This is a genomic window from Streptomyces sp. NBC_00582, from assembly GCF_036345155.1.
Taxonomy (GTDB): Bacteria; Actinomycetota; Actinomycetes; order Streptomycetales; family Streptomycetaceae; genus Streptomyces.
On the sequence record NZ_CP107772.1, the window covers coordinates 4404399 to 4422811 of the forward strand.

Sequence of the window (18413 nt, forward strand, 5' to 3'; positions counted from 1 at the left end):
CGGAGACGGAGGGGACCCCCATGCGCACGACACCCACGAGTCCCGCCCCCAGCTGGGACGAACTGGTCACCGCGGCTCTCCTGGGCACGGACCGGCGTACGCCCCCCGGTGCCGCCCCCGGCCGGACGGCACCGGCCGCCCTGCTGGACGCGGCGGCCGCCGAGACCGTACGACGCCGTGCCGGGCTGCGTCCGGGCCGCGCCGCACCCCGTCCGGAACCGGCGCCCGCCGATCCGCGCCCCACGTTGCCCGCCCCGGCGGCCCGCAGACTCGCGCTGCTGCTCGCCGACCGCCCCGGCACCGGCGGAACCGGCCGCAGGGGCACGGCACCGGACCTCATGGAGCTGCTGCCGCAGTGGCTGGCGGCGGCGAACGCGCGCGGGTTCGCCCCGCCCGCCGAGGCCCTGCCCGCGCTGCTCGACGCGGCACGCGGGCGTACGGACCTGCGGGCGCCTGCGCTGCGGTTCGCGGGCCCGCGCGCCCTGTGGCTGGCCCGGCTGAACCCGGAGTGGCGTTTCGTGCTGCGCGCCGCGCCGGGCGGGGACGCCTCGCTGCCGGGCCCCGAGGAGAGCGGGAGGGTCGAAAAGCTCTGGCAGGAGGGCCTGTTCGCCGAGCGCGTCGCCCTCCTCGCGTCCCTGCGCTCACGCGCCCCCGACACGGCGCGGGCGCTGCTGGAGTCGACCTGGCCGACGGAGCGCGCGGAGGACCGTCTGATGTTCCTCGACTCGCTGCGCACCGGCCTCGGGGAGCGTGACGAGCCGTTCCTGGAGGCCGCGTTGGCCGACCGCAGCCGCAATGTGCGGGCGACGGCGGCCGAGTTGCTGTCGGCGCTGCCGGGTTCGGCGCTCGCCGCGCGGATGGCGGTGCGGGCCGGGGCGTGCGTGGCCGTCGACCACACCGGCGACACGCCGACCCTCGTCGTAAAGGCGCCCCATGAGTGCGACGCGGGCATGGAGCGCGACGGCGTCGCCTCCAGGGCACCGGTCGGCCGCGGGGAACGGTCGTGGTGGCTCGGCCAGTTGGTGGAGGCGGCCCCGCTCGGCGCCTGGCCGGCGCGACTGGGCGGGCGTACGCCGGAGCAGATCGTCGCGCTTCCGGTGGACGACGACTGGCTGGGCGAACTGCACGCGGCCTGGTGCCGGGCCGCCGTACGGCAGCGGGACGCGGCCTGGTCACGGGCGTTGCTGGGACGGCCGTCCTCACCGGGGGCGGGCGGGCCGGGTGCGGTCTCCCTGGCCGAGCGGGCGAAGCTGCTGAGCACCCTGCCGGTGGGCGAACGGGCGGAGTGGGTCGCCGGGTTCATCGCGGCCCATGGGCTGTCGGAGGCGTTCCAGCTGCTCGGCGTGTGCGCGGTGCCCTGGGCCGCGCCGCTCGGCCGGGCGGTCGTCGACGCCCTCAACATCGCGCGGGACGCGGGGAGTTATCCGTGGAGCTTCAGCGGTGTGATGGGCCTCGCCGAACGCTGTCTGGACCCGTCGGAGGCGTCGCGGCTGGACGCCCTCCTGGCCGTACCCGACGAACCGGAGGACGCGTCGCCCGGAGCCGGGGGCTACTGGGCGGAGGCGTTCCAGCGACTGGGGACGACGCTGCGGCTGAGGGCGGTGATGGCACAGGAGCTGGGAGACGCGCCGCCATGAGCATGACGCGTGTGCGCCCCGGACCGCCGCCCCAGGTGGCTAGGACCCGGTCGGCTGACCCACGTTCTCGCGGACCCACTCCACGATCGACGCCGTGGTCGCCCCGGGGGTGAAGATCTCCGCGACGCCCCTCTCCTTCAGTGGGGCGATGTCCGCCTCGGGGATGATCCCCCCGCCGAAGACGAGGATGTCCGCCGCGTCCTGCTCCCGGAGCAGGTCGATCACCGCGGCGAAGAGGGTGTTGTGCGCCCCGGACAGGATGGACAGCCCGATCGCGTCGGCGTCCTCCTGGATCGCGGTGTCGACGATCTGCTCCGGGGTCTGGTGGAGCCCGGTGTAGACGACCTCCATGCCGGCGTCGCGCAGCGCGCGGGCGATCACCTTGGCGCCGCGGTCGTGACCGTCGAGGCCCGGCTTGGCCACCACGACCCGGATCGCACCCGATGCCACACCCATGACTGCCTCCCTGAAGCGACGTCGCCCGCTCTCGACGGCCCCGACACCCCGTGCCACACACCCGGGGAGTGAACGAACGTTATCGCCAGCATCCCGCAACCGGCCGTTTCATGGCATGGACCAACGGGGAAATCACACGATGGGACAGTAACGGGAGCCGCAAACGAGGTCGCCGTACCGCCGCGCCGCAGGACGCGCGCCGCGGCGGTACGGCGCATCGGTGGAGGCGCGACGGGCACACGGGCCAAGGCCCCTGCCGCCCGCCCGGCAGCCGATCACCTCCGCCGCGACTACCATGAGGGCACACGGGGGACAGAGACGTCCTCGGCGTGTGCCGACAGGAGGTCGGCGATGCAGGTCACCAGGGTGCTGCAGCCCTTTCTTCCGCTCTACCGGCGGCTGCCGGACCTTCCGCCCCTTCCGTACATCCCGGGCCGGCTGGCGGGACTCTCCACGGCCCTGCTGAAGGCCACCGTCCTGGACCTCGCGATCCTCGCCGCGCATCTCCTGCTCTACCCCTCCGGCATCGCCCAGGAGCGCCGCCGCCCCGCCCTCCCGCCGGCGGAAAACGGCACGTCGAACGAAAATGGCACCGAGTGCCCCACCCAGCTCCCCACACCGGCCCCGCTCCCGGTCGTCCTGCTGCACGGTTTCATCGACAACCGCTCGGTCTTCGTCCTGCTGCGCCGCAGCCTCGCCCAGCACGGCAGGCACCGCGTGGAGTCGCTGAACTACTCCCCTCTGACCTGCGACATCCGCACCGCGGCCGAACTGCTCGGGCGGCACATAGAGGAGATATGCGAGCGCACCGGCAGCAGCCGGGTCGATGTCGTCGGGCACAGCCTGGGCGGTCTGATCGCCCGCTACTACGTGCAGCGGCTCGGCGGTGACGTCCGGGTCCGCACCCTCGTCACGCTCGGCACCCCGCACGCGGGCACCAAGGTGGTGCCCCTGGCGAACGCGCACCCGATCGTGCGCCAGATGCGCCCCGGCTCGGAGGTCATCGAGGAGCTGTCCCGGCCCGCGCCCGGCTGCCGTACGCACTTCGTGAGCTTCTGGAGCGACCTCGACCACCTGATGGACCCGCTGGAGACGGCCCGGATCGACCACCCCGACCTGAGGGCGCTGAATGTGCAGGTGACGGGAATCGGCCATCTCGCCCTGCCCGTCCACCCGGCGGTCGCGACCGGCATACGGCAGGCCCTGGACACCCCGGAGACGGCCATGGACGCACCCGCCGACGGCCTCACGGTGGCCTGACACCCCACCAGCCCTCGAACACCCTTCGAACATAAAGCCAAACCCGCGCCCGTCGTCCCCCGAAACACGGCCGATTGCCCCTTTCCCGCGAGCACGAAACTTGCGGAAGATTGTCGTGCCCGCATACCGACGGGTACAGTCGCCGCACTGCTCTGGCAGCCCCTGTTGTCGAGGCGAGAGAGAAGTTGGTGAACGACCGTCACCCGTCGGGGACCATGACCACCCCGGCTCCGGCTTCCGACGCCGACTCCGCGCCCTACGCGTCGTACGGCACCCAGGAAGCCCCGTACGACGGGTTCACCTCGTACACCGGCTACGACACCGCCGCCCACGACACCGGCCACTTCACGGCCGACCCCCTCTTCGGCGGCTACCCCGGCGATGCGACGAGCATGGGCACGGGCACCGCCGACAGCACCTACGGCACCGGGCAGTGGACCACCGGCCACCCCACCACGGTCGACACCGGCAGCCACCAGCTCCACGACACGGGCGGCCACCACACGCTGAACTACGACCCGTACGCGGCCCAGCACCACGCCGCCTACGACTCGGGCGTGTACGACACGACCGGCTGGACCACCGGCCACCAGCAGCTCCCGCTCGTCCCGCCGCAGGCCTCCGGACCCGACACCGGCGCCCAGTGGGACGCCGGCGCCTGGCTGCGGCCGGACCAGTCCGGCAACCCCGCCGACCAGACCCAGCACTGGGAATGGGGCACCCAGACCTTCGACACCGGCGCCTACGACGCCACGCAGTGGAACTCCGACAGCGGTGAGACCGGCACCGCCTCCGACGAGTGCGAGCAGCCTGCCGAGGTCCCCTTCGACCAGCAGGCCACCGCCACCTTCGAGACCGTCGGTCACGACGAACAGGGCGCGGGCGGCGGGTTGTCCGCCACCGGTGAGCTGCCCGCCGTCTCCGAGCACCCCCTCCTGGACGACCAGGAGGAGACGACGCCGGCGCCCGCCACCCGCGCCGCCGCGCGCAACGCGAGCCGTTCCCGCCGCCGTCCGCCCGCGAAGCGCTCCGCGCTGCTGACCGTGGCCGTGCCCTCGGCATGTGTGATGGGGGTCGCCGGGATCGCCGCCGCCTCCGTCGGCACCCTGACCGGCGGGGACGACAAGGACACCACCACCTCCGCCTCCGCCTCGGACGCGCAGGCCGTGAAGCCGTCCGCCGCCAACAACAAGCTGGACTCCCAGCTCGAGACCCTCAGCGCCGAGGCCGACGACTTCGCCGACCGGGCCAGCCGGACGCAGGAGCGCATCGACCTCAAGGCCCAGCAGGAGGCCGAGAAGAAGAAGGCGGCCGCGGAGGCGGCCCGCAAGGAGCGGCTGCGCCCCAAGTACGCCCTCCCGGTCGCCCAGCGCGGGCTCAGCGCCTACTTCGGCCAGGCCGGCGTCAACTGGATGTCCCAGCACACCGGTATCGACTTCCCCGTCTCCTACGGCACCACCGTGATGGCGGCGACCGACGGCACCGTACGGACGCAGTGGAACAGCGCCTACGGCAACATGATGATCGTGACGGCGAAGGACGGCACGGAGACCTGGTACTGCCACCTCTCCAGCTACCGCGTCGCCTCCGGTACGACGGTGAAGGCCGGCGACCCGATCGCGTACTCGGGGAACTCCGGCAACTCCACCGGCCCGCACCTGCACTTCGAGGTCCGGCCGGCCGGCGGTTCGGCGATAGACCCGCTGCCGTGGCTGCGCAGCCACGGGCTGGACCCCACGTAGCACTCCCGCCGCCTTGACGGCAGCCCCCGCTGTGGCAGCGGGGGCTCACTCATGTGCGCCGCGCGGCTGCCTACAGCTTCTCGACCGGCGCGTACCGCAGCAGCAGCCGCTTGGGCTTGCTGTCGCCGAAGTCGATGGTCGCCTCCGCGTTGGACCCCGTGCCCTTCACTCCCACGACCGTGCCGAGCCCGAACTGGTCGTGGGTGACACGGTCACCGACGGCCAGGGCGACCACCGGCTTCTCCGCCGCGCCCCGGCGGGTCGCGAAGCCCGAGGCGCCCGCGGCCGAGGAGCGCGAGCGGGACGAGGACAGGGAAGCCGCCACGCCGGAGACCGGACCGGAGGACACGGGCGCCGTCGCCCCCGTCCGCTTCCAGTCCACATGGGTCGCCGGGATCTCCTCAAGGAACCGTGAGGGCGGGTTGTACGACGGCTGCCCCCAGGCGCTGCGCATCGAGGACCGCGTGAGGTAGAGCCGCTCCCGCGCGCGTGTGATGCCGACGTAGGCCAGTCGGCGCTCCTCCTCCAGCTCCTTGGTCTGACCGAGGGCGCGCATGTGCGGGAACACGCCGTCCTCCATGCCGGTGAGGAAGACGACCGGGAACTCCAGCCCCTTGGCGGTGTGCAGGGTCATCAGGGTGATGACGCCCGAGCCCTCCTCGTCCTCGTCGGGGATCTGGTCGGAGTCGGCGACGAGGGCGACCCGCTCCAGGAAGTCGGCGAGGGAGCCGGCCGTCTCGCCCTCACCGGACTCCTGCTCGAACTCCAGGGCCACGGCGGCGAGTTCCTGGAGGTTCTCGATTCGGGTCTCGTCCTGCGGGTCGGTGGAGGCCTGCAACTCGGCGAGGTAGCCCGTGCGTTCGAGCACGGCCTCCAGAATGGTGGCGGGGCCCGCGCCGGACTCGACGATCGTCCGGAGCTCCTCCATGAGCACGTTGAACCGCTTCACGGCGTTGGTCGACCGCGCGGCCATGCCGTACGCCTCGTCGACCCGCTTGAGCGCCTGCGGGAAGCTGATCTTCTCCCGCTGGGACAGGGCGTCGATCATCGCCTCGGCGCGGTCGCCGATGCCGCGCTTGGGGACGTTGAGGATGCGGCGCAGCGGGACCGAGTCCTCCGGGTTGGCGAGGACACGCAGGTAGGCCAGGACGTCCCGGACCTCCTTGCGCTCGTAGAAGCGGACGCCGCCGACGACCTTGTAGGGCAGGCCGACGCGGATGAAGACCTCTTCGAAGACACGGGACTGGGCGTTGGTGCGGTAGAAGACCGCGACGTCACCGGCCTTGGAGTCGCCCGCGTCGGTGAGTCGGTCTATCTCGTCGGCGACGAACTGCGCCTCGTCGTGCTCAGTGTCGGCGACATAGCCGGTGATGCGCGCGCCCGCGCCCGCGTTGGTCCACAGGTTCTTGGGACGCCGGGACTCGTTGCGCTCGATGACCGCGTTGGCGGCGGACAGGATCGTCTGTGTGGAGCGGTAGTTCTGCTCGAGCAGGATCGTGTTCGCGTCCGGGTAGTCCTCCTCGAACTGGAGGATGTTGCGGATCGTCGCCCCCCGGAAGGCGTAGATCGACTGGTCGGCGTCACCCACGACACACAGCTCGGCGGGCGGCACGTCGTACTCGCTGGGGGGTACGTCGACCGGGTGCTCGGACGTGCCGACCAGCTCCCGGACCAGGGCGTACTGGGCGTGGTTGGTGTCCTGGTACTCGTCGACGAGGACATGCCGGAAGCGACGGCGGTAGTGCTCGGCGACGTCGGGGAAGGCACGCAGCAGGTTGACCGTCGTCATGATCAGGTCGTCGAAGTCGAGGGCGTTCGCCTCGCGCAGCCGGGACTGGTACATCGCGTAGGCCTGGGCGAGGGTCTTCTCGAAGCCGTCGGCGGCCTGGGCGGCGAAGTCCTCCTCGTCGATCAGCTCGTTCTTCAGGTTGCTGATCTTGGCGCTGAAGGACTTCGGCGGGTAGCGCTTGGGGTCGAGGTCCAGATCGCGGCAGACCAGGGCCATCAGCCGCTTGGAGTCGGCGGCGTCGTAGATCGAGAACGACGACGTGAAGCCGAGCTTCTTGCTCTCGCGGCGCAGGATGCGCACGCACGCGCTGTGGAAGGTCATGACCCACATCGCGTTCGCGCGCGGGCCGACGAGCTGCTCGACGCGCTCCTTCATCTCGCCCGCGGCCTTGTTGGTGAAGGTGATCGCGAGGATCTGGCCCGGGTGGACACCGCGCTCGGCGAGGAGGTGGGCGATGCGGTGGGTGAGCACGCGGGTCTTGCCGGAGCCGGCGCCGGCGACGATGAGCAGGGGGGTGCCGGCGTGGACGACGGCCGCGCGCTGGTTGTCGTTGAGCCCCTCCAGGAGGGCGGCCGCGTCGATGGCGGGGCGGGGGACGCCGTCGCGGTAGTACCTGTCCCGGTCCGGGGGCACGTCGAACTTCCCGCCGAACAGATCGTCCGGAAGCGGCTCCGGAACGTGATCGTCCTCGGGCGGCGGCGGGGGTTCCTCGTCATGGCCGGCGGGGGCCTGGAGGTTCGCCAGGAAGCTGTCGTCAAAGAGGCTGCTCATCGCTCTCCGAGTCTAGGGCGCCCCACTGACAACGCGTGGCCGTCCCCCGAACATCCCCGCCCTCACCTTCCGGCGCGGCGATATCACAGCACGTGACCCCATGTCCCGGCTTTGCGCAAGGTAACGAAAACGTATCGGGCATATCGCCCATCAACCTTCACAGGAGCCACACGAGTTGGCTACCGTGCCGGGCAGGCCCCACGGATCCCCACCGGCGAACCTCGCCGGGCCGCAGGGCCTCCGCCGAGTCCGGCGCGCCCCTGTGCGGCAGCCGGAGCCGGGGACCCACCGAGACTGCCGGGGTGAATCGGCCCACTCCCCAGCGGAGCCGGCCGTAGGGCGCGCCTTCCGATCCATCCGCCCGAACCCTCCCCCACTCTCGACTTCGCTCGAGCGGGGGGACCCCCACCGCTGACCCGGTAGGCGGACGATGGAAGGAGTCGCCTCTCTTGGCGTCGCAGCACCGCAAGCCGCGCTTTTCGGGCTCCCGCGTGGCAGGCATACGCACGCCCGCCCTGGCCACCGCCGCGCTCACGTCCGTGGCCCTGCTCTCCCAGTCGGCGAACGCCGCCCCCTCCGAGGACGGCAAGCCGAGCCTGGAGGAGGTCGAGAAAAAGGTCGACGACCTCTACCGTCAGGCGGAGTCGGCGACCGAGAAGTACAACGCCGCCAAGGAGAAGACCACCAAGCAGCGCAAGCGGGTCGACGGTCTCCTCGACGACGTCGCCCGGCGCACCCAGAAGCTCAACGAGGCGCGGGAGGAGCTCGGTTCCTTCGCCGCAGCCCAGTACCGCACCGGGGCCTCCGCGCCCGACACCGCGACGTTCCTGCTGGCGGACTCCCCGCAGGACTACTTCGACCAGACGCAGCTGATGAACCGGCTGACCGACCGCCAGAAGGGCGCCGTCGACGACTTCGTCACCGAGCAGTCGTCGACCCTGCGGAAGCGGCAGGAGGCCGCCGAGAGCCTCGCGACGCTCACCGACACACAGAGCGACCTGAAGACCGCCAAGGCCACCGTCCAGAAGAAGCTCGGCGGCGCGCGCGAGCTGCTGTCGCAGCTCACGGCCCAGGAGAAGGCGCGGCTGGCGGCGATCGAGGAGCAGAGGCAGGAGGAGGCCGCGCGCAGGGCGGCCGAGCTGGCCCGGCAGCAGGCGGCGGAGCAGGCCGCCCGACAGGACACCGGCAGCACCTCCTCCGCACCGACCGGCTCGGACTCCTCGTCGTCCACGGACTCCTCGTACGCCACCAAGGCCGACAAGGCGCTCGCCTTCGCCCGCGCCCAGATCGGCAAGCCGTACGTCTGGGGAGCGACCGGCCCCGACTCCTACGACTGCTCCGGACTCACCCAGGCCGCCTGGAAGGCCGCCGGCGTCACCCTCCCGCGCACCACCTACGACCAGGTGAACGCCGGCACCACCGTCTCCCTCGCCGACGCCCGACCCGGTGACCTGGTCTTCTTCTACGACGACATCAGCCACGTCGGCATCTACATCGGCAACGGCATGATGATCCACGCCCCGAAGCCGGGCGCCTACGTCCGCGAGGAGTCCATCTACTACGACGGCGAGTCCGGCATCCACAGCGTGGTCCGCCCGGCCTGAGCCACATCGTGGGCGCCACGCGCGCGTAGCGCGTTCTTTGCGTCTACGCGCGCGTGGGCCGCCCGCGGTGGCCGCTTCGCATCCCCAGGGCCTGCCCGGCGGATCACATCGGAGGAAATCAGCGGCCCCTCATCGGCGCACGCGTCTCCGGCATGATCCGCCGGACAGGCCCTAGCATCGGGCGCATGTCCGGCTCCTCCTCCCTGCGCGCCTGGTGGGCGCGGCGTCCGCCGGCGGCCGGGGCCGTCGTTCTGGCCACCGGCATCCTGTCGGTCGGACTGCGCCTGGCGGGACACGAGGTGCTGTTCCAGGCCACGCTGGCCCTGGCCGGCGCCGCCTGGGCGCTGCTGGCCTCGGACTTCGTCGTACGGCTGGTGCGGGAGCCCCGGCGCTGGCGGGCGGAGGCCGGCACACCGGGCGGGCTGACCGCCGTGGCCGCCACCACGGTGCTCGGCGCGGGCGTCTCCGCGCTCGGCCGGCAGAACCTCGCCTGGGCGCTGCTGGCGCTGGCGGCCGTGCTGTGGCCGCTGCTGATGACGGATGTCGTACGGCACGTCACCCGACACCTGATGAGCCACCGGGGCCGTCGGATGCACGGGGACGTGTTCCTGTGCTGCGTGGCCACCCAGGGGCTCGCGGTGCTGGGCGCGACCCTGGCGAAGGCCGAGCGGCTCGACTGGCCGGCGCACACCGCGCTCGTGCTGTTCTGGTTGGGCCTGCTGCTCTACGTGTTCATGCTGGCCCTGTTCGACTGGCGAGAGGTGACCGACGGCGCCGGGGACCAGTGGGTGGCCGGCGGGGCGCTCGCCGTCTCGGCGCTCGCGGGCGCGCGGCTCACCGACGCCGATCACCGGCTCCATTTGTGGAACGCCGACGACCGGGGCGTCCTGCGGGGGATGACCCTCGCGCTGCTCGTGCTCGCCCTGTGCTGGTACGCCGTCCTGCTCGCCGGCGAGCTGCTGCGGCCCCGGCTGCGCTACGACGTGCGGCGGTGGGCGACGGTGTTCCCGATGGGGATGACGGCGGTGGCGATGCTGTCCGCGGCCCCCGCCCTCGTCCTCCCGCGCTGGAAGGGGCCCGGGGAGGCGCTGCTGTGGGTCGCGGTCGCGGCCTGGCTGGCGGTCGCCGTCGCGGCCCTGGCCGCCGGGCCCCTCGGGTCCGTCACGTCCAGAGGACCGCGATGAAGACGTTCGCCACGGTCAGCAGCCCGACCAGGCCGAACAGGGGCTTCTCGACCTTCTCGTCGTCCCGCTTCACATAGACCAGGCCGAGGATCACGACGAGCAGCGCCAGCTTCACCCCGATCTTGATGTTGTTGACGGGCTGGTCGTCGGCCTGGTTGAGGCCGACCAGGATCACCCCCGTGACCAGCATGGTCGCCGCGCCGTGCAGCATCGCGGGAACGAAACGGGCCGTGCCCCGGCCCATGGCCTTCATCTGCGTGAGGAAGCCGCCCAGGAGCGCGGCGATGCCGATGATGTGCAGGCCGACGAAAAGATGGATGAGTACGTCCATGAGGCCGGATGCTAATCAGAGCGGCACCGGCCCCCCGACACCGGCCCTCCCCCGGTGACCGGGCTTGCACATATGCGCCCCATAGCATCCCGTCACGCCGAGGTGTCCCGGAATCACCGCATCGATCACCGCGCCGCGCCAACCCGACGCCCCCGGCTCCGCCGCCCGGACAGAAACCATCAGCCGGTGGTCCGCTCATGCCATTTCCGTACATCGCGTTACCCACCCGACACGCACGGGCCTAGCGTCCTCCCCCAGGTGACCGGCTCCCCACCGCCGCCCGGGCCAGGGGCGGCAGTCGGCCACTACCGCCGAGAAGGTCCGACGGCGTCCCGCTCCCCCTGTGCGGACGCCGTCGGACACGTCAGCCGCTCCCCTTCATGGCCGCGGCGGTCGTACGAAAGGACGTGCAGTCCCACGTGGCAGCGCACCGCAAGCCCCGACAGCGCTCGCTCGGCGGCCAGACGGCCCGTACGGCGTTCACCCTCGCCCTCGCGGGCGCGGCGACCGCCACGGCCTTCGACGGAACCGGCCAGGCCGAGCCCCAGCTGACCACCGCACAGGTCAAGGCCGAGGTGGACAGGCTGTACCAGGAGGCGGAGGCGGCCACCGAGCGGTACAACGGCGCACAGGAGAAGGCCACCACCGCCGAGCGGCACCTGGCGACCCTGCGGGACGAGGCGGCCCGCAAGGAGGAGAAGCTGAACTCGGCGCGGGAGGCGCTGGGCACCATGGCGGCGGCGCAGTACCGCAGCGGAGGTCTCGACCCCTCCGTGCAACTCGCGCTCTCCGACGACCCCGACCGGTATCTCGACGGCGCCGCCTTCGCCGAACGCGCCGGTGACCGCCAGTCCGCCGCCGTCGCCCGCGTCCGCCGGCAACTGCGCGAGATCGAGCAGCTGCGCGGCGCGGCCCGCCTCGAACTGTCCTCCCTCAAGGCCCGCCAGGCGGAGCTGAAGAAGCACAAGAAGACCATCACCGACAAGCTCACCGCCGCCCGGAGTCTGCTCTCCCGGCTGTCGGCCGCGGACCGGGCCCGGATCGCCGCGGACACCGGCGGCGGCACCGCGACGACCGCCCGCGTCTCACGGGCCTCCTCAGTCGCTCGCGACACCCTCCAGGCGCCCGGCACCACCACCGCCTCCGCCCCGAACTCACGGGCGGGGGCCGCCGTCTCCTTCGCCTACTCCAAGCTCGGCAGCCCCTACGTCTGGGGCGCCACCGGCCCCGACGCCTTCGACTGCTCGGGCCTCGTGCTGGCCGCCTACCGCTCCGCCGGGGTCTCCCTGCCCCGCACGACCTACGCCCAGATCGGCGCCGGCCAACGCGTCTCCCGCTCCGAACTCCTCCCCGGCGACCTGGTCTTCTTCTACTCCGGCATCACCCACGTCGGCCTCTACATCGGCAACGGCCGGATGATCCACGCCCCGAACCCCTCCGCACCGGTACGCATCGCCCCCATCGACGAGATGCCGTTCGCCGGGGCGACCCGGGTGGTGTGACGGCCCCGGTGGGTCACACCAGCCGTCGTGCCGTCGCCCAGCGGGTCAGCTCATGACGGTTCGACAACTGGAGCTTGCGGAGCACCGCCGAGACATGGGACTCGACCGTCTTCACCGAGATGAACAGTTGCTTGGCGATCTCCTTGTACGCATAGCCGCGGGCGATGAGGCGCAGCACCTCGCGCTCGCGCTGGGTCAGCCGGTCGAGGTCCTCGTCGACCGGCGGGGCGTCGGTGGAGGCGAAGGCGTCCAGGACGAACCCGGCGAGGCGGGGCGAGAAGACCGCGTCGCCCTCCTGCACCCGGAAGATCGAGCCGACCAGATCGGTCCCCGTGATCGTCTTGGTGACGTATCCGCGGGCACCCCCGCGGATCACCCCGATCACGTCCTCCGCCGCGTCCGACACGGACAGGGCGAGGAAACGCACCGGCTGCTCGGCGTCGGCCATCAACGCGGCGCACCGCCGCAGCACTTCCACCCCGCCGCCACCGGGCAGATGGACGTCGAGCAGGACCACCTCGGGCCGGGTCGCCGTGATGACGGTGACCGCCTGGTCGACGTCCGCCGCCTCGCCGACGACCTCGACGCCCGTCTGCTCGGTCTGGCCGATCTCGGCCTGCACACCGGTGCGGAACATACGGTGGTCGTCGACGAGGACCACCCGCACACGCCGCCCGCCCGTGCTCCCGCCGGAGGACGGCGCCGGCTCGGCCGCCTCCCCCGCTCCAGCCGCCGCGTTCGTCTCGGTCGGGTCGCTCATGACGTCTTCTCCGCCCTCTCCATCTCCAGCTCGACCTCCGTGCCGCCGCCCGGCACCGCCCGCAACCGGGCCGTACCGCCGTTGCGCTCCATACGGCCGATGATCGATTCTCTAACGCCCATGCGGTCGGCGGGTATCGAGTCCAGGTCGAAGCCGGGGCCGCGGTCCCGGACGGACACGAAGACCGTCCTGCCCTCGACTTCGGCGTACACCTGCACGGCGCCCCCCTCGCCACCGTACTTGGCGGCGTTCACCATCGCCTCGCGCGCGGCCTGCATCTGTGCGCCGACCCGCTCGTCGAGCGGGCAGTCGCCCACGACCACGACCTCTATGGGGACGCCGTGCTTGTCCTCGACCTCCGCGGCGTTGCGCCGGACGGCGTCGGCGACCGTCCTCGGCTCGTCGTCCTCGTCCTTGCCGGTGCCCTCCGGTTTGTAGAGCCAGGTGCGCAGGTCCCGCTCCTGGGCGCGGGCGAGCCGGCGCACCTCGTTCGCGTTCTCCGCGTTGCGCTGGATCAGGGTCAGGGTGTGCAGTACGGAGTCGTGTACATGGGCGGCGACCTCGGCGCGCTCCTGGGCACGGATGCGCATCAGCCGCTCCTCGGAGAGGTCCTGGGTCATCCGGACGAGGTAGGGACCGGCGAGCAGGGTGATACCGACGAGGACGGCGAGCGCCGCCTGCAGCACCGAGCCGAGGTGGGCGGCCGACCCCTGCAGTACGAAGATGCCGGAGACACCGGTCGTGACGAGGAGGACACCGGCACCGGCGCGCAGCAGCGTGAGCGTACGGCGTCTGCGCCCGACCTCGACCCAGCGGGCCCGGCGGGCGTTGTCCGCCTGGCGCCAGACAAGGGCGACACCCGCGCCGACGAGGACGGCGGGCAGGAGATACGCCTTGGCGCCGTTGCCCAGGTTCACATTGCTGACGAAGACCAGGGCGACGACGACCATGAGGAGCAGGGCGACGATCTGGCCCCGGTCCGGTCTGCGGGCGACGAGTCTACGGCGGCCGTCGGGCGCGGTCTCGGTGGTGACGAGCGAGGGCGGCTTCTGGTCGCCGACACCGCCGACACCGAGCGGCACGAAGAACCAGAACGCCGCGTAGAGCAGGGCACCGAGGCCGTCCGCCATGAACAGGCCGACGAAGACGAGCCGCACCCACACGACGGGCAGCCCGAGATGCCCGGCGAGCCCCCGCGCCACACCACCCAGCCAGCGACCGTCGCTGCTGCGGTAGAGCTTGCGCGGCGGCCGCGGTTCGACGAGGGGCGCTGCTGCGGCTTCCGGCATGCCAACGATGGTCACACAGCGTGCGGGCCAGGGCATCAGGGTTCGCCCCCGAGACGCCCCTGATCTTCGGCCCCCTCGCAGGTCGAACGCCTCCCGGGCCCGGGCTCAGGGCCGATATCAGGGTCCGACCAGGGTCGTTCCGACTGCCGCCGGGGCCGCGGGCCCGCCACCATGGACCCATGGAAAATCACCAGCACGCCGCGGACGCCGTGCCCGACGGGGGCACCGCGCCCGACGCGGCCGCCCCGTCCTCCGGTGCCCCGAGCGCCGCAGGTGAGACACCTCGCGCGCACGGGCGCACGGGCGCGGAGAAAGAGGAGGGGGCCGAAGCGGTCGAGGGAGCCGGGCGGCCCGCCAAGTTCCGCCGCGACCGGGAGTACAAGGTGCTCGCCGGGGTGTGCGCGGGGCTGGGCCGGCACTACGACATGGATCCGGTGATCTTCCGGATCACGCTCGCGGTGCTCTCCGCGACCGGCGGCATCGGTCTCCTCTTCTACGGGTTCGCCTGGCTCTTCGTCCCCTACTCCCACGACGAGCAGAACGAGGTGCGCAAGCTGCTGACCGGCCGGGTCGACGGCCAGGCCCTCGTGGCCGTGCTGTTCGCGCTGGTCGGCTGCGGTGTCTTCCTGACGATGCTGAACAACGGCAGTGTGCTGACCTTCGCCGTCGTCCTGTCGCTGCTGCTGGGGGGCGCCGGGTACTGGTCGCGGCACCGCGGCTCCTCCGATCCCGACCCCCTGGCCGCGCAGGCCGCCGCCGACGCCCCGCCGGAGGCCAAGGCGCCGCCGGTCCCGGCCGCCTACCCGTCCTGGTGGCGTGACCCCATCGTGAAGGACGGCACGCATGTCGGCGGCACCGGCTATCTGTGGGGTCCCCGGGACCCGCGGGAGCGGGACATCGCGGCGGCCATCCAGGTCGGTCTCATCGGCCACGCCGGCGACCGCGAGGACATACCCGTCCCGCCCGGCCGCTCCCCCGCTCCGCGCGGCCCGCGCTGGACCGGCGGCTGGGTGTTCCTGCTGGCCGTGCTCGCGGGCGCCCTCGTCACCCGGCTCACCTGGGACGACCACCCGCTCGGCACCAGCCTCCAGGCCGGTCTGGCCGCCGCGCTCATCGTGCTCGGCGTGGGCATCGCGATCAGCTCGTTCCTGGGGCGCACCGGTGCGGGGTCGGTGTTCCTGGCGATCGTCACCGCCGGACTGCTGGCGGGTACGACGGTCCTGCCCAAGGACGTGACCACGCACTGGATCGACGAGACCTGGCGGCCCGCGACGGTGGCGGACGTACAGGAGGCCTACGACCTCGGCACCGGTGACGCGAAGCTGGACCTGTCCGGGCTGGACGTGGCCGCGGGACGGACGGTGAGCACCGACGCGGAGGTGGGGGTGGGCCGGCTGCGGGTGATCGTGCCGCCGGACGTCACTGTGAGGCTGAGCATCGATGTGGGGCTGGGCGACATCCAACTGCCCGGCGAGAGCAAGGAGGACGTGGACGTGGAGCCGGGCAAGCACAGGTCGGTGACGTTGAGGCCGGTGTCGGGCGCCAAGGACGACGCCGGGACGCTCGACCTCGACCTCCAGGTCGGGGTGGGACAGGCGGAGGTGGCCCGTGCTGCGTCATGAGTTCCGACCCGGCAGGCTGGTGGCGGGCGCGTTCTTCACCCTCGCGGGGGTCGTCTACGCGGGAGACGCGGGCGGGCTCTGGGAGACGCCCTGGTTCGCGATCATTCCGCTGGTCGTGGTCGGGCTCTGCCTGGCCGGGGTGACGGGCCTGGTCGCCCGCTCCGTGCGCAGAAGACGCCGTACCGGTCGGGAGACGCGGGCCGGGGCAGCGGGCGCGGACAGCGGGATCTGAAAGGGCCGGTCCGGGCCGAGGGCGGGAGCAGACCTGCCCGGGCCGACGGCATGGTGGCCCGGGTGGGACAGCCCTGTGGGGGGGCAGGGGGGTGGTGGGTGTCAGTCGAGGCCGCCCGATCGTTGACGGCGCCTGTTCTGCCAGAGGGAGTCGACAGAGAGGTAGGGGGCGCCGGCCAGGACCAGGGGGAGCCAGGCCATGAGGTAGATGAGGTCGTTGCCGTAGTAGTACGGGTCGGAGGCCCAGCTCACCGTCAGCCAGAGGGAAAGGGAGATCAGCGCGCCGCCGAGAGCGGCGAGGCGGGTGAGGAGACCGATCAGTGCGCCGATGCCGACGGCGAGCTCGCCGAGGGCGATGGCGTAGCCGAAACCGACCGGGTTCTTCAGGGCCAGGTCGACCAGGGCGGGGATGGCCGAGGAGTCACGGACGGCACGCATGGTGTCGCCGATCGAGCCCGCGCCGCCGTCCTTCATGAAGGCGCTGTCGGTGAGTTTGTCGAGACCGGCGTAGGTGAAGGTGACGCCGAGGAAGATCCGTAGAGGAAGGAGTGCGTAGTGGTTGGCGGTGTCCCGCCAGCCTCGGCCGCCGCCGTGCAGATGGGGGGGATGGGTGTCGGTCCGCATGCCGTGAGTCATCGCCGGTAGCCGCCTCTCGCCCGAGTGGTGGGACCTTCAACAGACCATACGTACGAAATGGGGGGTGCGCTCAATTGTCTGCGCAGCCGGTGCATCCGACTGGTTCACTCCGTTCGTGCGTTCACTTCGGCTACTCGGTGACGTCGATCGTGCAGCGGTTGGTCTCCACGCCTGCCGCGGTGACGACCTGGACCTCCACGCGGCCGGGTTCGACGTCGGCGGGGACGGGGACGGTGAGGACGGTGTCGGTGGGGTTGCTGAAGCCGCCGGTGACCGGGACGAGGGGGACGTGGACATGGACGGGGCCGATGCGGACGACCATGCGGGAGAGGCGGTCGGCGGTCTGGGCGCCGGGCGGGACGAAGCCGGCGCCGCGGATCTCGATGTCGTCGCCGGTGCGGATGGGGGCGTCGAGGTCGCCGGCCTCGCGGGAGCGGACGACGGAGAGGATGACGGGGCGGCCGCCCTCGGCGTACTTGCCGGCCAGATAGGTGGCGGCCGAGACCAGGACCACGACGGCGAGCCCCCAGGGCAGGTCGGGGAGCTGGTCGGGGCGGCGGGCGAGGCGGACCGCGGCGAAGGCCAGGGCGACGGCGCTGATCACGACGTACTGGATGTCGGCGAAGGTGCCGCGGCCGGAGTCGTCGGTGAGGAGGTCGGCGGCGCGGGGGCGATGGGCGCGGACCTTCTGGAGGCGCTGGGCCAGGACCCGTAGGCCCACCACCCGACGGACCAGCACCGCGATGCCGCAGACCACGGCGAGGACGGTCACGACACCGGCGCCGCGCGCGAGGTCGAGGCCGGAGGTGAGGGCGTCGCGTTCGGTGTGGCCGGAGGCGGCGGCGAGACGGCCGACGAGGACGAGGACGGCGTAGGAGAGGAGGACGACCCAGGCGGCGGCGACCGCTCGGGAGGTGGACAGGCGGTTGTCCTCACCGATGACGGGGGCGAGGACGCCACCCCGGGCCCGGTGGAACCAGGAGGCGGTGGTGAGGGCGCCCGCCACGACGAGGGCGGCGAGGAGTCCGGCGGTGCGGGCGGAGGTCCAGCCGGCGCCGATCGCGGTCAGGGACTGGACGAGGAGGAGCAGCACGACCGCCGCCCAGACGGTGAACGCGGTGCGCAGCCAGAGGCGGGAGAGCCAGGCCTCGCCCTCGGCTCGGCCGCGTTCGGCGACGAGTTCCGCCGATTGGGTGAGTTCCTCCGAGACCCACTGGCGGGAGGCCGAGGCCGAGTGGGCGACGGCGGCCGGCAGGCCCTGGCCGGCGGCGAACTCGTCGCGTTGCAGCAGGAACGCGGCGACCGCGCGCCGGTGTCCCTCGCGGGCGCCGTGCGGGCAGTCCCCGCAGGTGCAGCCGCCGTCGTGGGGGCCCGCGCCCGTGCCCGGGTGCGCGCCCTGTCTCGCCTCCTGTACCGCCACGTCCGACGCCCGCCTTCCCCGTGACCCGAACGAGCGGCGGCCCCTGAAAAACCCGTGGTGGATCCCGGCCGCCGCCCCGCTGACAACTCCCCCGCGATGACAGCGCATTGTGCCCTACCGCACACGGTCGGGCTGAGGCAGGTCTGGTCAGAGCAGGTGAAGAAGGGAGGGGTCGTGTT

Annotated in this window: 15 protein-coding genes; 8 read left to right on the top strand and 7 right to left on the bottom strand. The window is 72.3% G+C overall.

Translation table 11 applies throughout. The features are described 5' to 3' along the window. The first annotated feature begins 20 nt into the window (after window positions 1-20). Window positions 21-1637 (top strand): DUF5691 domain-containing protein, encoded by a 1617-nt coding sequence (locus OG852_RS19360; protein ID WP_330348539.1) that lies wholly within the window; start codon window positions 21-23, stop codon window positions 1635-1637. 39 nt (window positions 1638-1676) lie between these two features. On the opposite strand, the gene OG852_RS19365 is transcribed toward OG852_RS19360, so the two are convergent. Beyond that, the gene (locus OG852_RS19365) at window positions 1677-2093 is read right to left on the bottom strand and encodes a cobalamin B12-binding domain-containing protein (RefSeq protein WP_133912846.1); all 417 of its coding nucleotides are present in this window, start codon (window positions 2091-2093) and stop codon (window positions 1677-1679) included. A gap of 351 nt (window positions 2094-2444) precedes the next feature. Between OG852_RS19365 and OG852_RS19370 the strand changes: the two genes are divergently transcribed. Continuing rightward, window positions 2445-3353, top strand: a complete 909-nt coding sequence (locus tag OG852_RS19370; protein WP_133912847.1) for an esterase/lipase family protein — start codon at window positions 2445-2447, stop codon at window positions 3351-3353. Window positions 3354-3541: 188 nt separating this feature from the next. After that, window positions 3542-5095: a M23 family metallopeptidase gene (locus tag OG852_RS19375; protein ID WP_133912848.1), complete on the top strand. Its 1554-nt coding sequence runs from the start codon at window positions 3542-3544 to the stop codon at window positions 5093-5095. Window positions 5096-5165: 70 nt separating this feature from the next. Here the strand turns inward: OG852_RS19375 and pcrA are convergent, their stop codons facing one another. Beyond that, window positions 5166-7655: a DNA helicase PcrA gene (gene pcrA / locus OG852_RS19380; protein ID WP_330348540.1), complete on the bottom strand. Its 2490-nt coding sequence runs from the start codon at window positions 7653-7655 to the stop codon at window positions 5166-5168. Between the two features lie 449 nt (window positions 7656-8104). On the opposite strand from pcrA, the gene OG852_RS19385 reads away from it, so the two are divergent. Continuing rightward, on the top strand, window positions 8105-9259 hold the full coding sequence (locus OG852_RS19385) for a C40 family peptidase (protein WP_133912850.1): 1155 nt from the start codon (window positions 8105-8107) through the stop codon (window positions 9257-9259). A 185-nt stretch (window positions 9260-9444) separates the two neighbouring features. Further along, on the top strand, window positions 9445-10443 hold the full coding sequence (locus tag OG852_RS19390) for a tellurite resistance/C4-dicarboxylate transporter family protein (RefSeq protein ID WP_133912851.1): 999 nt from the start codon (window positions 9445-9447) through the stop codon (window positions 10441-10443). Here OG852_RS19390 and OG852_RS19395 read toward each other — a convergent pair. After that, window positions 10421-10774: a hypothetical protein gene (locus tag OG852_RS19395; protein WP_133912852.1), complete on the bottom strand. Its 354-nt coding sequence runs from the start codon at window positions 10772-10774 to the stop codon at window positions 10421-10423. The genes OG852_RS19390 and OG852_RS19395 overlap by 23 nt on opposite strands. 419 nt (window positions 10775-11193) lie before the next feature. Between OG852_RS19395 and OG852_RS19400 the strand changes: the two genes are divergently transcribed. Continuing rightward, window positions 11194-12276: a C40 family peptidase gene (locus tag OG852_RS19400; protein WP_330348541.1), complete on the top strand. Its 1083-nt coding sequence runs from the start codon at window positions 11194-11196 to the stop codon at window positions 12274-12276. Window positions 12277-12289: 13 nt separating this feature from the next. Here OG852_RS19400 and OG852_RS19405 read toward each other — a convergent pair whose 3' ends face one another. Both OG852_RS19405 and OG852_RS19410 read right to left on the bottom strand, forming a co-directional pair. After that, window positions 12290-13036 (bottom strand): LuxR C-terminal-related transcriptional regulator, encoded by a 747-nt coding sequence (locus OG852_RS19405; protein ID WP_133912854.1) that lies wholly within the window; start codon window positions 13034-13036, stop codon window positions 12290-12292. Next, window positions 13033-14325, bottom strand: a complete 1293-nt coding sequence (locus tag OG852_RS19410; RefSeq protein WP_330348542.1) for an ATP-binding protein — start codon at window positions 14323-14325, stop codon at window positions 13033-13035. Before OG852_RS19410 ends, OG852_RS19405 begins: the two co-directional genes overlap by 4 nt. A gap of 179 nt (window positions 14326-14504) precedes the next feature. Here OG852_RS19410 and OG852_RS19415 point away from each other — a divergent pair, with 179 nt between their 5' ends. Next, window positions 14505-15947, top strand: a complete 1443-nt coding sequence (locus OG852_RS19415) for a PspC domain-containing protein (RefSeq protein WP_330348543.1) — start codon at window positions 14505-14507, stop codon at window positions 15945-15947. After that, complete coding sequence (locus OG852_RS19420; protein WP_330348544.1) at window positions 15934-16179, top strand: hypothetical protein; 246 nt, start codon at window positions 15934-15936, stop codon at window positions 16177-16179. The genes OG852_RS19415 and OG852_RS19420 overlap by 14 nt, the downstream gene beginning before the upstream one ends. A gap of 101 nt (window positions 16180-16280) precedes the next feature. Here OG852_RS19420 and OG852_RS19425 read toward each other — a convergent pair whose 3' ends face one another. Both OG852_RS19425 and OG852_RS19430 read right to left on the bottom strand, forming a co-directional pair. After that, window positions 16281-16814 carry a DoxX family protein gene (locus OG852_RS19425; protein ID WP_330348545.1) on the bottom strand — a complete coding sequence of 178 codons (534 nt, stop codon included), beginning with the start codon at window positions 16812-16814 and terminating at the stop codon, window positions 16281-16283. Window positions 16815-16944: 130 nt separating this feature from the next. After that, the gene (locus tag OG852_RS19430; protein ID WP_330348546.1) at window positions 16945-18234 is read right to left on the bottom strand and encodes a hypothetical protein; all 1290 of its coding nucleotides are present in this window, start codon (window positions 18232-18234) and stop codon (window positions 16945-16947) included. Window positions 18235-18413: the final 179 nt, after the last annotated feature.